The 14,710-nt window shown below is 70.8% G+C and carries 14 protein-coding genes and 1 pseudogene; 8 read left to right on the top strand and 7 right to left on the bottom strand.

Features of this window, described 5'->3' with window-relative positions:
• Positions 1-23: 23 nt before the first annotated feature.
• The 3 genes from AC07F3_RS01770 to AC07F3_RS01760 all read right to left on the bottom strand — a co-directional run bounded on the left by AC07F3_RS01770 (position 24) and on the right by AC07F3_RS01760 (position 2,358).
• Positions 24-704: a GntR family transcriptional regulator gene (locus AC07F3_RS01770; protein WP_479109426.1), complete on the bottom strand. Its 681-nt coding sequence runs from the start codon at positions 702-704 to the stop codon at positions 24-26.
• Positions 705-998: 294 nt separating this feature from the next.
• On the bottom strand, positions 999-1,454 hold the full coding sequence (locus AC07F3_RS01765; protein ID WP_479109424.1) for a hemerythrin domain-containing protein: 456 nt from the start codon (positions 1,452-1,454) through the stop codon (positions 999-1,001).
• Positions 1,455-1,566: 112 nt separating this feature from the next.
• The gene (locus AC07F3_RS01760; protein ID WP_479109422.1) at positions 1,567-2,358 is read right to left on the bottom strand and encodes a DUF4190 domain-containing protein; all 792 of its coding nucleotides are present in this window, start codon (positions 2,356-2,358) and stop codon (positions 1,567-1,569) included.
• 595 nt (positions 2,359-2,953) lie between these two features.
• Here AC07F3_RS01760 and AC07F3_RS01755 point away from each other — a divergent pair.
• Both AC07F3_RS01755 and AC07F3_RS01750 read left to right on the top strand, forming a co-directional pair.
• Positions 2,954-3,304, top strand: coding sequence for a hypothetical protein (locus AC07F3_RS01755; RefSeq protein WP_479110571.1), 351 nt, complete (start codon positions 2,954-2,956; stop codon positions 3,302-3,304).
• Between the two features lie 79 nt (positions 3,305-3,383).
• Entirely contained in the window at positions 3,384-4,307 is a 924-nt protein-coding gene (locus AC07F3_RS01750; protein ID WP_479109420.1) for a DUF6891 domain-containing protein, read from the top strand.
• Between the two features lie 90 nt (positions 4,308-4,397).
• Here AC07F3_RS01750 and AC07F3_RS01745 read toward each other — a convergent pair whose 3' ends face one another.
• Positions 4,398-5,336 carry a beta-ketoacyl-ACP synthase III gene (locus AC07F3_RS01745; protein WP_479110570.1) on the bottom strand — a complete coding sequence of 313 codons (939 nt, stop codon included), beginning with the start codon at positions 5,334-5,336 and terminating at the stop codon, positions 4,398-4,400.
• A 130-nt stretch (positions 5,337-5,466) separates the two neighbouring features.
• Between AC07F3_RS01745 and AC07F3_RS01740 the strand changes: the two are divergent.
• The 6 genes and pseudogenes from AC07F3_RS01740 to AC07F3_RS01715 form a co-directional block, all read left to right on the top strand.
• A pseudogene (locus AC07F3_RS01740) lies at positions 5,467-5,760 on the top strand (hypothetical protein); the annotation flags it as partial.
• A gap of 66 nt (positions 5,761-5,826) precedes the next feature.
• Positions 5,827-6,666: a formate dehydrogenase accessory sulfurtransferase FdhD gene (fdhD, locus tag AC07F3_RS01735; protein ID WP_479110568.1), complete on the top strand. Its 840-nt coding sequence runs from the start codon at positions 5,827-5,829 to the stop codon at positions 6,664-6,666.
• A gap of 255 nt (positions 6,667-6,921) precedes the next feature.
• Entirely contained in the window at positions 6,922-7,800 is an 879-nt protein-coding gene (locus tag AC07F3_RS01730; RefSeq protein WP_479109418.1) for a polysaccharide deacetylase family protein, read from the top strand.
• Between the two features lie 288 nt (positions 7,801-8,088).
• Entirely contained in the window at positions 8,089-9,705 is a 1,617-nt protein-coding gene (locus tag AC07F3_RS01725; RefSeq protein ID WP_479109416.1) for a purple acid phosphatase family protein, read from the top strand.
• An 857-nt stretch (positions 9,706-10,562) separates the two neighbouring features.
• Positions 10,563-12,218: a globin domain-containing protein gene (locus tag AC07F3_RS01720; protein WP_479110566.1), complete on the top strand. Its 1,656-nt coding sequence runs from the start codon at positions 10,563-10,565 to the stop codon at positions 12,216-12,218.
• Between the two features lie 4 nt (positions 12,219-12,222).
• Positions 12,223-12,924 carry a pyridoxamine 5'-phosphate oxidase family protein gene (locus AC07F3_RS01715; RefSeq protein WP_479109414.1) on the top strand — a complete coding sequence of 234 codons (702 nt, stop codon included), beginning with the start codon at positions 12,223-12,225 and terminating at the stop codon, positions 12,922-12,924.
• A gap of 268 nt (positions 12,925-13,192) precedes the next feature.
• Here AC07F3_RS01715 and AC07F3_RS01710 read toward each other — a convergent pair whose 3' ends face one another.
• The 3 genes from AC07F3_RS01710 to AC07F3_RS01700 all read right to left on the bottom strand — a co-directional run bounded on the left by AC07F3_RS01710 (position 13,193) and on the right by AC07F3_RS01700 (position 14,625).
• On the bottom strand, positions 13,193-13,597 hold the full coding sequence (locus tag AC07F3_RS01710; RefSeq protein WP_469487979.1) for a (2Fe-2S) ferredoxin domain-containing protein: 405 nt from the start codon (positions 13,595-13,597) through the stop codon (positions 13,193-13,195).
• A gap of 4 nt (positions 13,598-13,601) precedes the next feature.
• Positions 13,602-14,135: an isochorismatase family protein gene (locus AC07F3_RS01705; RefSeq protein WP_479109412.1), complete on the bottom strand. Its 534-nt coding sequence runs from the start codon at positions 14,133-14,135 to the stop codon at positions 13,602-13,604.
• Positions 14,136-14,250: 115 nt separating this feature from the next.
• A complete protein-coding gene (locus AC07F3_RS01700) occupies positions 14,251-14,625 on the bottom strand; it encodes a MarR family winged helix-turn-helix transcriptional regulator (protein ID WP_479109410.1) in 375 nt (124 codons plus the stop codon).
• Positions 14,626-14,710 lie beyond the last annotated feature (85 nt).

The raw sequence follows: 14,710 nt of genomic DNA, 5'->3' as shown, positions 1-14,710 counted from the left end.
GGGGGGCCGGGCGTCCGGCGGGATCAGTCCCGCTCGGCCCGTTCGCGGTAGGCCGTGCGCGTGTGCTCGGTGTGGGCGCGCATGAGCTCCGTCGCCCGCTGCTCGTCACGGGCCGAGATCGCCGCGATCAGGGCCCGGTGCTCGATCCAGGACTCCTTGCCGCGCCGACGGGCGACCGGCGTGTAGTACCAGCGAACCCGCCGGTCGACCTGGGCCGCGAGTTCGGCGAGCACCGGGTTCCCGGCGAGTTCCATGACCTTGGCGTGGAAGTCCGCGTTCGTCGCCGCCGCCAGGTCCACGTCGTCGTCCGCGACCGCCTGCTCACCCTTGGCGCACAGCTTCTCCAGGGCCGCGATCCCGGCCGAGCCGGAGTTGGCGGCGGCGAGACGGGCCGCCTCGGCCTCCAACAGCGTTCGTACCGAAAGGAGTTGGTCGGCCTCACCCTCGGTGGGCTCGTGTACGAACGCGCCCTGCGCGGGCCGCAGATCGACCCAGCCCTCGGTGTTGAGCCGCTGCAACGCCTCGCGCACCGGCTGCCGTGAGACCCCGAGCTGCCCGGCGAGTTCGCTCTCCACCAGATGCTGACCGGGGCGCAGCGCCCGGGCGGTGATCAGCTCCAGGAGGGCCTCGTACACGCGCTCCCGCAGCGGCCCGGGCCGCTCCAGCTTGGGCACGGTTCCCTGCGGCAGTCCCGCGGACACCATCGGCTCCCCCTCCTGCGCCACGGCATCGGGCCGATCCCGGAGATTGGCTGTCGTCGACAGTCTACCGAGCGCGATCCCCCGTACACGCTTCGTCCGCATCCGGTGGCCAGGGCGGGGATTTGACCTTGGAGCTGCCGTGACGGCGCTGCTCGGACGGTCACTGACGTATCACCGCAACCGCTCTCGCGGGTGTTGGGCCCGGCTTCGACGCGCCGCCCCGTCCTTCGTCCCGGGCGATGTCCTGCCGTCGCCCGAGCAGCCCGCCCCGGCAGCCGGCGGCACAAACGGGGCCGGTCACTCCGTGGGGTGGGCCTCGCGCCAGGCCGCCATGGAACGGTTCCACTCCTCGCCCGACAAGGCCGTCAGGGACGCCGGGAACAGCCCGTCCTCCTCGCGGCCGATGTGGTCGTGGAGCTCCTTGACCATGGCGTCGAACTCGGCCCGGCCCTCGGCCGTCTCCAGGTCCAGCGCGGGCAACCGGATGCTGTGGTCCCGGTGCTCGTCCACCAGGACGCCGATGTAGTCCGCGTATTCGGGATCCTCGCGCATCACGGCGAAGAGACCGTTCTCCTCGCCGCGCCAGTGCGAGGCCAGCTCCCTCGTCATGAAGGCGACGAGTTCCCGGGCCCGCGCCGTGTCGCCTGCCGCCAGCGCCCGCCGGGCGTCCCCGGCCGCATCGGTGACACGTTCGTGCTCGGCGATGAATTCCTTGATGAGAGGGATCTCGCGACATCCGCAGTAATGACACATGTCGTCATTTGTACGTCCGTTCACGCACGGCGGCCCGGGAGACACCGCCTGCATCGCGGCCCGGGCCCACGCCCTCCACCCGATCGGCGAACGGCTCGCCCCACGCCGAGGGTCATCCGACCGGGCCGGACCACACCGCCTCGTCGTACAGCAGGCCGGGGTGGACCTCCACCCGGAGCTCCTTGGCCGCGTCGGCCGACACCGGGTACGAGTACTGAGCGGTGGCCGTGGCACCGGGCGCCAGCGAACCACGGAACGGCTTGAACCCGGCCCTGGTGCTGTACAGCATGCCGAGGTCCTTGCCGGTCGCGTCCTTCACGTGAGGCTGCGCGAAGTCGAGGTTGAGCGGCTCGGCGGAGGCGTTGACGATCGTGAGGTCGATGTGGAACGTCCGGTCGCCGTCGTGCATGCCGGGCAGACGGCGCCCGCTGAGTTCGAACTCGGTGGGCGGGGCAACGGTGACCTTCGCACCGCCCACGTATTCATGGCTCGCCCCGAACTTCACGGGCGCTGGGTCGGCCAGGTCGCTGTCCAGGAGCTCGTCATCCGGGTCCTCCTCGGGGGCGGCGGGGAGACCGGGGGCCGAGGACCTGCCGGACTGGTGCACCTCGTCCACCGCCGACCGGACCATGGTGGCGGTGATGATCAGACCGACCACGGCGAGCAGGATCGACACCCCGCCGAGGACCGTGCCCCCAAGGGCCGAACTCCTGTTGGTGGCGTGGCCCTTGCGTACGTTGTTCAGGCCCACCAGACCGAAGACCAGGCCGAGGATGCCGAGGATCCAAGCGATCCAGAAGAGGAACGGGAGGAACGCGACGAAGGTGCTGATGGCCCCGATGACCAGGGCGGCCGTGCCGAGACCGTTGCGGGGCTGCGGTGGCAGCTCCTGCGCCCAGGGCAAGCCCGGGTAGCCCGCGGTCGTCGTTCCCGGGTAGCCGGGCGGGAGCGAGGCCGGAGGGCCGGACGGCGGGCCCCAGTGCGGCTGGGACGGGTGCGGGTCCGGCTCCTGATGCGGCGACGGTTCCTTCGAGCGCTGCGGCTGCGGATCCGGTTGCGAGAGCGGCTCAGGCTCCGGCTGCGCATCCGGCTGCGACGGCGGCTCTGGCTCCGATGAGGGCGCGGCTTGCGATTCCGGCTGCGCTGACCGGGATTCCGGGTGTGCCGACTGGGATTGCTGCGATGACTGCGGCTCCTGGGGTTGCCGCCGTGGCTGCGGCTGCTGCTCAGGGGGATCGGTGGGCGCTGTCATGCGAAGTCCTTCGGCGGTGCTGTGCGGGGCCGCACCACAGTAGCAGCGGGCTTTACGACTCCTTTACCCGCAGGGAGATCGCCGCTCGTGCGAGACTCCCCTCGCAGGAGGGGCGCCGCCGCGCGAGAGGCTCGCCCGCGTGGACGAGTGGGCAGCCAACGCGGCGAACTCGCCTGAACAGCAGGGTAGTTGGAACCAGGCTGCGACGGGTCGGAACTCGGGCGGCCCGCTGATCGTCCTAGAGGGCATGTCTTCCGCACTGGTTCTCGGTATCGACCCGCACACCGTCCCCGGCATGGACGGGGACGCGGTGCGGGCAGTCCTCGACAAGGAGCTGACCCGCTTCGGCGAGCACGGCATCGATGCTTCCATGGCCCTCATCACGCTGGATGAGACAGCCGAATCCGTGGTGGTCGGCGCACTGGGCGAGCGAGCGTGGGACGTCGTCGTGATCGGTGGCGGAATCCGCAAACCCGAGCCGCTGCTCACCTTCTTCGAACTGGTCGTGAACCTGGTCCGCCGGCACGCCCCGGGGGCCGCGATCGCCTTCAACACGAGCGGTGGCGACAGCGTCGACGCGGCAAAGCGGTGGCTCTGACGCCCGGCGGCAGCCATGTCGGGACGGGAGGGAACGGGCGGCTCCCGGCATTGTCAGTGCCCCGTGCCACAGTGAAGGCATGCTTGCGATCACGGTCGAGACGGAGAACGGGCAGCGCCGCAGTCGGGCCACCGCCGAGCAACTGGCTGCTCTGGTGCGCCGGATCGGTGACGAGGGCGACCGGTTCCTGGTCGTCCAGCGCATACCCGATCTGCCCGACGTATTTCTCCAGGTGTGGCACGACGCGGCGAGCGACGGCTACACGCTGGAACACCGCGACGGCGCACCAGATCGACACTTCGGTACGACGCTCGACGGACCGGAAGCAGTGATCGCGGCCATGACCGACTGGGCGCGTGCCACAGACGATTGGGGCGCCGGACTGGAGTGGGAGCGGCTGGACTTCGAATGCCCCGCCCCCGTTCCACCGCTGGAGCTCGGCGAGGAGGAGCGCGGACTGCTGGAGACGCGGATACGCGAGGTGATCAAGGGCGGCTACGCGACGCGGGACGAGCTGGCGGAACTCGCCGAGGACTATCTCGTCTCCGATGGTTCCCGGCCCGTATCGCCCCAGCAGGCACGCCAGTTGGTGGACGGCCTGTGGCTGGAGCGGGTGGCGGAACAGGCAGCCTGGGCGGATGAGGAGACGGACCCGGAGCGGCTCGGCCGCGCCTTCGCGGCTCTGGAGGAAGCCGGTCTCACCGCCCGGGAGAACTTCACCTGTTGCCGCTCGTGCGGCCAGGCGGAGATCGGCGGGGCGGCCGCACCCGACGCCCGTGGCTTTGTCTACTTCCACTCCCAGGCCACCGAAGCGGCCGTGTCCGGACACGGACTCACTCTGCTCTATGGCGGGTTCGACGCGTCGCCGGACACCACGGCGTCCGTGGGCCGGGAGGCCGTCGCCGCGCTGAAACGGTGCGGGCTCCCGGTGGAGTGGGACGGCGACCCCGGCACGGCCATCACCGTCACACCGCTGGACTGGCGCAAACGCCTCGTCGGCTGACGGGAGTTGACGGCGCCGGGACGGGCGGGCGTTCCGGGACGGGGCATCGTCGCGCGTGCCCTGCCTCCATGGGGCGCCCCACCGGTCCCGTCAGGGGCAGCGTACGACCTGACCCGCGTACGACAGGTTCCCGCCGAAGCCGAAGAGCAGGACCGGGTCGCCGGTGCGGATCTCGCCGCGTTCCACCAGTTTGGACAGGGCCATCGGAATACTGGCCGCCGACGTGTTGCCGGATTCGATCACATCGCGGGCGATGACGGCGTTCACGGCGCCGATCTTGCGAGCGACGGGTTCGATGATCCGCAGGTTCGCCTGGTGCAGCACGACCGCGGCCAGGTCCTCGGGGGTGAGCCCGGCCCGTTCGCAGACCTGGCGGGCGATGGGCGGCAACTGAGTGGTGGCCCAGCGGTAGACGGACTGGCCCTCCTGCGCGAACACCGGCGGGGTGCCCTCAATGCGTACCGCGTGCCCCATCTCGGGCACCGAACCCCACAACACCGGTCCGATCAGGGCCTCTTCGCTCGCCTCGACCACCACGGCGCCGGCACCGTCACCGACCAGGACGCAGGTGGTGCGGTCGGTCCAGTCGGTCACCGCCGTCATGTTGTCCGCGCCGATGACCAGCGCCCGCCGCGCGGCGCCGGTGCGCACCAGGCTGTCGGCGGTGGCCAGCGCATGTGTGAACCCGGCGCAGACGACGTTGAGGTCCATCACCGCGGGCGAGCCCATCCCGAGCCGTGCGGCGACCCGGGCGGCCGTGTTCGGCGAGCGATCGACGGCGGTGGAGGTCGCGACCAGGACGAGGTCGACATCGGCCGGGCTCAACCCGGCGGCGGCCAGCGCCTTCGCTCCGGCGTGCGCGGCCAGTTCGTCCACCGGCTCGTCCGGGCCCGCGACATGACGGGTACGGATGCCGACCCGGCTGCTGATCCATTCGTCACTGGTGTCGACCAGCGCGGCGAGGTCGTCATTGGTGAGCACCTTGGCGGGCTGGTAGTGCCCGACTGCGACAACGCGCGAGCCTCGCATGCCGGTCATGACGGATCTCCTCGGGACGAACATGGACTGCTGACATCCGGAGCCATCCAGTCTTCGTCGCTACTGATCGGTACAGGGGCACGGGACCCAACAGGATTCACTGCCGCACCTTTGGAGCCTTGTGTCAGCGTTTCGTCCGAGCGGCGGGTGTCGGATACCGCGTCCGTCCGTTTGGAATACTGTAGACAATGTTCTGTCGCTGACAGCGGTCCTCGGTTACCGAGGCAGCGGCGCCGACAGCGGCCCTCGGCTAGCCGAGGCGGCCCAGACGGCGACCACCACCGTGTGCTCCTACCGCGGCGCCGGCTGCATCGTCACCCTCCATGTGCAGGACAATGAGATCGTCAAGGTCACCTCACCGCGCGACAGCCCGGTGGCCCACGGCAACCTGTGCATCGAGGGACGCTCCGGCTTCCAGCACGTACAAGCACGAACACGTACAAACACGAGACTGACCAGAGCGACTGTAGGGACTGAGGACATGGGACGGGTCACCGAGCGCCGCCGCGTCATCCGCATCCGGGACGGAGCGGTGTCGACCCGCCCGGACACGCTGGTCGCGGAGGAGCCCCTGGAGATCCGGCTCAACGGGAAGCCCCTCGCGATCACGATGCGGACGCCGGGCGACGACTTCGCCCTCGCGGCCGGGTTCCTGGTCAGCGAGGGGGTGCTCGGCTCCGCGTCCGAGCTCCAGTCGATCGTGTACTGCGCGGGCGCGACGGCCGACGGGCACAACACGTACAACGTGGTCGACGTGAAGCTGGCGCCGGGCGTCGCGGTGCCGGACATCACCCTCGAACGCAACGTGTACACGACGTCCTCGTGCGGCCTGTGCGGCAAGGCCAGCCTGGACGCGGTCCGTACGCAGGCCCGCTTCCCGATCGCCGACACTCCCCCGGTCCGGGTGGAGCCCGAACTGCTCGCGAGCCTCCCGGACCGGCTGCGCGCCTCGCAGCAGGTCTTCGACCGGACCGGGGGTCTGCACGCGGCCGCGCTGTTCTCGCCGGAGGGCGAACTGCTCGACATACGCGAGGACGTGGGCCGCCACAACGCGGTCGACAAGCTGGTTGGTCGCGCTCTCCAGGACGACCGGCTGCCGCTGTCGCGGTGCATCCTGCTGGTGTCGGGGCGGGCCTCCTTCGAGCTGGCGCAGAAGGCGGTCATGGCCGGGATACCGGTCCTCGCGGCGGTCTCCGCGCCGTCCTCGCTCGCCGTGGACCTGGCCGCCGAGTCGGGCCTGACCCTGGTGGGGTTCCTGCGCGGCACGTCCATGAACGTATACGCGGGGGACGAGCGCATCGCCCTGCGCTCGGGCATCTGACCCACCCGGTCCGAGCGGCCCGGCCGACGAGGGGCACCGCTGTACCGACCGGGCCTTTCACCCGCCACGATCCGGTCACCGGCCTCGTCGAGAGCGCTTTCAGCGCCCTCCTGCCAGGGGCGGGGGCTCGACCCGGAAGCCCGGTGAGGAGCGGATCAGGGCCTGGTCGGGGCCCGTGCCACCCGCCATACGGCACCCGCTTACGCTGACCCGGTGCGGCGAGTGGCGCTGCCCTGATGCGGAGGAAGCGGCGCGATGCAGGTGAGTCGGCGTACGGTGCTGGCGGTTGCGGCCGGGGGCTTGCTCACCGGGTGTTCCCGGTCGGCCGACCCGACCGCGGCCCCCGCCTCCCTCACTCCCGCTGCCTCGCCCTCCTCGGCGGCGGCCACGGGTTCGCCTCCGCCCTCCGCGCCCCCGGCCGCCACTCCGTCGAAGGCCGAGATCGTGGCCAGGTACGGCAAGCAGACCCCCACCAGCTGGGGCCTGACCGTGCCGGGAGCGCTCTCACGCCTGCCGGTCAGCGGAAAGACGGCCGCGCTGACCTTCGATGCCTGCGGCGGCCGGGGCGGCGGCGACTACGACCATGCGCTCATCGAGTTCCTCCGCCAGCGCTCGGTTCCGGCGACGCTGTTCATCAACTCCCGCTGGATCGAAGAGAATCCGTCGGTCTTCAAAGAGCTCGCCGCCGACCCGCTCTTCGAGATCGCCAACCACGGCACCCGGCACCTTCCCCTGTCCGTCTCCGGACGCTCCGCCTACCGAATACCCGGCACGCGGAACGCGGGCGAGGTCTATGACGAGGTGTCCGGCAACCGTGCCAAGCTCACCGGTCTCCTCGGTCGGCCGCCGCGCTTCTTCCGCTCCGGAACCGCCTATTGCGACGACGTGGCGGCGAAGATCGTCACCGACCTCGGAGAGCGCTTCGCGAGCTTCGACGTCAACGGCGACGGCGGGGCGACCTTCACACCCGCACAGGTGCATCAGGCGATGCAGAGCGTGCGCCCAGGCTCGGTAGTCATCAGCCACATGAACCATCCGAAGGGCGGCACGGCAGGCGGAATGCGCATCGCCGTGCCTCACCTCCTCGACAAGGGCTACACGTTCGTGCGGCTGTCGGACGCGGTCAAGGCCTGACCGCGGGCGCCCGGACCCCGCGCCGCACCCCGCATCTCCCGGTCGCGGAGAGCTCAGGTCTCGGCCTACGACACAAGCCCCGCCCCCGTCCAGTCACGGCCGGGACCTGCGACGCGACTACGGCATCGACTCCCGGCCCGCCCGGCCATCGACTCCTGGCCCGCCCGGCCATCGACTCCTGGCCCGCCCGGCGAACGACCTCGCCGCCTCACTCCGCACCCGATCGGTACCACCCCACGTTCACCTAGGGTGCAGACGACCAACTCTCTTCTGTGAAACGGGTGTTGTATGCCGATCGCGCGCAGATCAGTACTGGCCGGTTCGACGGCGGCCGCGGCCGCGGCCCTGACAGCCGCAGGGAATGCCGAGGCCGCCGACCGGTCCCAGCCCGCTCCGCTTCCTTTGCTCCAGCGCACACCGAGCCGCATCGGCGCTCCCGGCGTGGCGGGCCTTCACCTCCAGTTCGGCGCGGACCCCGCCACCGAGATGACCATCTCCTGGATCAGCCCCCAGTCCGTACGCCGCCCGCACGTGCGCCTCGGCTCCCCGGACGGAGGCCCCGGCGGGGTCGTGGACGCCGAGACCCGCACGTACCGCGACGGGCTCTCCCAGGCAGAGGTGTATGTGCACCACGCCAGACTCACACGGCTTCGGCCGGGGACCACGTACCTGTACTCGGCCGGACACGACGGCGCCGCACCGGAGACGGGCTCGTTCACCACGGCGCCGCGCGGCCGTGCCGCGTTCACTTTCACGAGCTTCGGCGACCAGGGCGCGCCCAACCTTCGACGGTCCGTCACATGGCCCTCGGGCGGGGCCCCTTCACCGTCCGGTCGCTTCCCCCTCTACACCAGCAGCCAGGCGGGCACCGCGGCCTCCGCCGACATCGTGGCCGCGGTGGAACGGGTCGGGCCCCTCTTCAACCTGGTCAACGGCGACCTGTGCTACGCCTCCGCGGCCGGCGTCGTCGGCCAGGACCGCGTAGCGACGTGGGCGGACTGGTTCATCGGCAACAGTCGCTCGACGCGGCTGCGGCCGTGGATGCCGTGCGTCGGCAACGGCGAGAACGAGAAGGGCAACGGCCCGCTGGGCGTGGCCGGTTACCAGACGTACTTCACGCTCCCCGGCTCGGCGGCGGACACCGACCCGGAGACGCGGGGCCTGTGGTACGCCTTCACGGTCGGCGCGGTCCGCTTCATCAGCCTGGCCAACGACGACGTGGCCATCCAGGACTCCGGCGACACCTACGTACGCGGATACTCCGGTGACGCCCAACGCCGTTGGCTGGAGAGGGAGTTGAGGGCAGCGCGAGCAAGTGACGGGATCGACTGGATCGTCGTCTTCATGCACCACCCCATGATCTCCAGCAGCCGCGGCGGAAGCGGGAGCGACCTCGGAATCCGCGCGGCGTGGGGCCCGCTCTTCGACGCCTACGGCGTCGATCTGGTGCTCAGCGGCCACGAGCACTACTACGAGCGCTCCCTGCCGGTCCGCGGCACCCTGCCGAACGAGGCCCGCACCCCGGTCCCGGTGTCCACCCGGACCGATGTCGCCGACACCGCGAAGGGAACCGTCCACATGATCATCGGAGGTGGTGGCAATTTCGCGACCACCCAGGACGACCTGTTCGAGGAGCCCAAGGGGCGGGTCGTGGTCGACCTGAGCAAGGACACCGAGGGCCGCCACCGCAAGGCGGTCTTCGTCACCGAGGACGCACCCTGGCGCGCCGTCCAGGACCGCGTCCACACCCACGGCTTCGCCGCCTTCGACGTCGACCCGGGCGATCCCCGCACCGGTCACACCTTCATGCGGGTCACGTACTACACCTTCGACGGCCCGTACGGGGACCTCACGCCGGTCGACACCTTCACCCTGGAACGGCCTCTCAGCGACGCTCGGCGCTGAGCGAAAGGCCAGGCCCACCGTCCGTGCCCGGAAGGCGCGGTTCGCGGGAACAGGTGGGCGGCGGTGTATCCGCTGCCCACCGCTCTCAAGCCGTCCACCGCCCTCAAAAAGTGTGGGGAAAGCCCTGGCGGCAGGGGTGAAACGTCCGGGTCCCAGCGATTTGGCCGTGCGGGTTTTGTTTCCCCTTCCCGTCATCGGGCCGGATAGGAGACATGTGCGATCCGGCGCGATTTCGGCAGGACTGACGGGACTGTCCGAAGACCAGGGGTTGCGGTTTCGAACGCTGCCGGTATGGTCGAGTCCGACTTAGAGGAATGACCAACTCCAGAGTACGGAAAGAAAGGTGGGGGTGCCGCGAGCCATCCGGCACGATGCCGCGAAGCCGCTTTTCCGGCTATTCGCCGGGCCGGTGAGCGATGTCGTCAGGCCTGAGGCCACAACTCGGCGCCACACCCGCGAACATGAGGTTCGCCCCCTTCGGGAGATGGCGCCGGTCCTGAATTCCAAGGCATCGCAAAGCGATTGACGACCCTTTCCGTATGACGGAATGCGAAGACGACCGAAAGACGTTCGAGGCGAGGCAGATCATGAACGCTCCCACCACGACGGGCGAGAACGGCTCTTCCGGCGGCGGCAACGGCGAGCGGGGCTGGTTCACTCCGTCAAAAGCGTCCTCTGCCGCTCCCCGCGGACCGCGACGGGATCAGCACGACGGCGATGAAGGCAGCGCCGATCGCCGCGGCAGACAGGACGCCCAGGCCCACAGCCCCAGCAGCGTACCGAGTTCGATACGACCCGTAGGCAACACGGCCGAGCGGGCGCGCACGGCGGCGGCCCAGCCCGCGCCGCCTCCCTGGCTGACCCCCCTCTCCCACCCTGATGGTGGAGACCGCGCCGGGTCCCCGCCCGAGCCCACACCCGCACACGCCGCCCCCGGCCACGGGCACGAGTCGCAACGGCACCCAACGCGAGACGCGAAAAAACCCGACGGCACGGACACGGCCACCACTCCTGCCGGTCCCGCCGAGACAGCCGGGCGTGGTGAAGCGCCCCGGAACCATGAGGCTGCCCGGCCCGGTGAGGGTTCCAGTCCCGCCGCTCAAGCCTCCACGCCCTATGCAGCGGCCAAGCCAGGTGAAGCCGTCTGGCCCGGCGATCCGGACACAGGGCTGGACGACACAACCAAGCCCGCCGAAGCCCGCAACGCTCACAGGGCAGTTGAGACCGAGCATGCCGAACCCGTCGGCGCGAGTGCACCACCTTCTTCCGAGACCTGGCCTGCCACCGCCGTGCACCGCACGCCGTCCGCCACCGCCGCGGACACACCAGAACCGGGACCCGGTCCCGGATCCCCCGGCGGCGCCGCCTCCAAGGCCTCCCCCACCGCCGTGCTCATCCGGCGCACCATGGCGGAGATCGAGCCCATCGCCGACAAGGTGACCTCCTACTTCTACGCGCTGCTCTTCGTCCGGCATCCCGATCTGCGCGCCCTCTTCCCCGCTGCCATGGACGCGCAGCGCGACCGCCTCTTCAAGGCCCTGCTGACGGCGGCGGAACACGTCGACGACGCCGACACACTCGCCGACTACCTGTCCCACCTCGGCCGCGGCCACCGCAAGTACGGCACCAGACCCGAGCACTACCCGGCCGTCGGGGAGTGCCTGCTCGGCGCGCTGGCCCGCTACGCCCCCGACACCTGGGGCCCCGAGACCGAGGCGGCATGGGTCCACGCCTACACCGCCGTCTCGCAGATCATGATCGACGCGGCCTCGGCGGACGAGGCCGTCGCGCCCGCCTGGTGGCACGCCGAGGTCGTCTCCCACGAGCTGCGGACCCCCGACATCGCGGTCGTGACCGTACGCCCCGACCAGCCCTACCCCTTCCTCGCCGGTCAGTACACCAGCCTGGAAACCCCCTGGTGGCCGCGTGTGTGGCGGCACTACTCCTTCGCGTCGGCGCCCCGCTCCGACGGGCTGCTCTCCTTCCACGTCAAGGCCGTTCCGGCCGGCTGGGTATCCGGCGCCCTCGTCCACCGCGCGCGCCCCGGCGACGTCATCCGTCTCGGTCCCCCAGCAGGTTCCATGACCGTAGACCACACCACTGACAACGGCCTGCTGTGCCTGGGCGGCGGCACCGGCATCGCCCCCATCAGGGCCCTGGTCGAGGACGTCGCCGAGCACGGCCGCCGTCGGCTCGTGGACGTCTTCTACGGCGCCCGCACGGGAAGCGACCTGTACGACATCGACCCCCTGCTGTCCCTGGCCCGGCAGCACCCCTGGCTGTCCGTGCGCCCCGTCGTCGCGAGCGGCCCGGTCGGTGGCGAGGTCAACAGCATCAGCGGGCAACTGCCGGACGCGGTACGGCAGTACGGGCCCTGGCGGGCGTACGACGCGTATCTGTCCGGGCCGGCCGGCATGGTCCGCAGCGGCGTGGACGCCCTGGTGGGATCCGGCATGCCGTCCGAGCGCATACGGCACGACTTCATCGAAGAGCTGGTCACGGCAGGAGACTGAGGACTTGGCGACAGAGATCGAGCACGGCAGGGCGGCCGAGCCGGAACGCGTACGGTCCGGCAGCGAGGGCGAGCACCTGATGCAGCGTCACCTCGGCACCACCGAGCGCGCGGACCGCTTCTACGAGGAGCAGGTCCTGGACCAACTCAACGCGCGTATGCGGGAGTTCATGGGCCGCCAGGAGATGTTCTTCCTGGCCACCTCGGACCGGAACGGCGCGTGCGACTCCACCTTCCGGGCCGGCCCGCCGGGCTTCCTGCGGGTACTGGACGAGCACACCCTCATCTACCCCGAGTACCGCGGCAACGGCGTCATGGCCTCGATGGGCAACATCGCGGAGAACCCTCACGTGGGCGTTCTGATGGTCGACTTCACCCGGGATCGCATCGGCTTGCACGTCAACGGCCGGGCCCGCATCCTCCTGGACGAGGACGTCCGGGCCCGCCACCCCGACATCCCGCTCGACCCGGCCCCGGGCCGCCGCGCCCGCGTGTGGGTGGAGGTCACGGTGGAAGAGGCCTACATCCACTGCGCCAAACACATCCCCCATCTGCAGAAGGTTCCGCCACAGCAACGCGCCGCACGCGCCTGGGGTACGGACGACTCCCGGCGCAAGGGGGGCGACTTCTTCGGGGCGGCGGAGAAGGCCGAGCTGGCCGTCTCAACCGGCGGCCACGCCGGGCGCACCGGCCCGGCGACCACCTGAGAGCGCTCTCGCTCAGCCCGCCTGCGGGCATCACCTGAGGATGCCCGCACCGAGCAGAACTGCCGCGACCGGCACCCGCGCAGCACCAACGGCACGAGGATTCCCCCCGAGTTGCGCTGCCGACACAGGGGCCGCCGGGCGTAGAGGCGAAAGTCCCGTTCGGCGGCGGCCCCGGTGTTGGTCACAAAGTGGAATCCCTGCCACCAGGACGACGGCGCCGATCACCGCGAAGAGCGCTCGCTCACCCTCTCGCCCAGGAGGGCGCGGCTCAGCGCGCGCGTCTGCGGGCCTCGGACGGGGCCGGGATCATTTGGAGGGCGAGCGTGGCCGGTGGGTCCGCCTCGCCGGGGCCGCCTTCCCGGGCCCAGGCCAGGATGTCGTCGGTGGCGTCGTCGTCGAGGACCCAGCCGATCCAGGCCGCCCGGGCCCCTCGCTGACGGGCCCGGCCCGAAGGCTGGACCACGATCACGTTGGCCTGGCCGCAGGGCCCGAGGCAATCGGTGGTGCGCACCGCGAGCCGACCGCCGGATTCGGCGGCTGCCGTACGCAGACGGGCGAGCTGGCGGGCGTGATCAGTACCGGGGTTCTTACGGGCGTCCCCACAGCAGCATCCGCGACAGACGACCAGGGTGCAGGGGCGCGAACCGGCCGCAGATATCGTGAACTTGGGCATCCGATCAGCCGAATCCGATGGCAGAGGAGGTGATGACCGTTCCGAGGCGGGGGAAGTTCAGGGCCACCGCCGCCCGGTGTTCGTCCTCGGTCAGCGCGGCCATGGCGTCCTCCGCGAAGAGCAGCTCGTAGCCGTGGTCGGCGGCGGCCCGGGCCGTCGACTCGACGCCGAGATTGGTGGCGATGCCGCCGAACACGAGGGTGCTGATACCGCGTTCCGCGAGCAGTCCGTGGAGCCCCGTGCTGTGGAAACCGCCGATGGTGCGCTTCACCACGACCAGGTCGCCTTCGGCCTCGAGACCGGCGACGAGAGCGCTTCCAGGCGGCTGGGCGGCCACCCCGGGACGCTCCACCCGAACGAGCACGACGGTCGCGCCCGCCGCACGGAAGGCATCCGCCAACTGCCGTGCCACATCGACTACTTGCTCACCGGAACGCGGCGCGAGTGGCAGCGCCGTGATGCGGTCCATCAGATCGACGAGGACGAGCGCGGTGCGCGCGGGGTCGAGAAGGGCGGGCTCGCCTTCGAATGCGGTCATGGCGGCACCGTACCGGCCCCGATGATCTAGACCGTACGCCGGGGACCGCTTCAGGCCACGGCCCGACTCAGGGAACCCGGGCCGGACCGGCTCCGACACCGGGACAGGACAGAGGTCACCCCTCGTGCAGGCGCGCCAGGAGCGCCATGAGCCGACGCGCTTCGGCGGGAGCGAGCGGCGCGAGAAGACGGGCATTGGCCTCTTCCGCCCCGGCCGCGCAGCGCGCGAGGAGGCTCTGACCGGCCGGAGTGACCGTGACCGCGTTCTTGCGGCGGTCCCTGGGATCGGGCTCGCGGACGGTGAGGCCGTCGGCCTGGAGGTCGTTGAGGATGCCGACGAGGTCCTTGGGGTCGATGGAGAGCCTGCGCCCGAGGTCTGCCTGCGCGATCGGGCCGAGTTCGGACACCGCGGCGAGCACCGCATGATGCAGCATCTTGACGCCGTGCTCCGCCAGCGCCTCGGCCACCAGACCCCGCCCGCGCGCCGCCACCCGGCCGATGAGCCAGCTCGGGAGTGACTGGATGTGCTGGAGCGGAGGGATGGCCCCACCAGCCCCATTCGCCCCGTGGGTCCCA

The organism is Streptomyces sp. NPDC045846, assembly GCF_056431605.1.
This window is presented reverse-complemented; position numbering and strand designations above follow the sequence as displayed.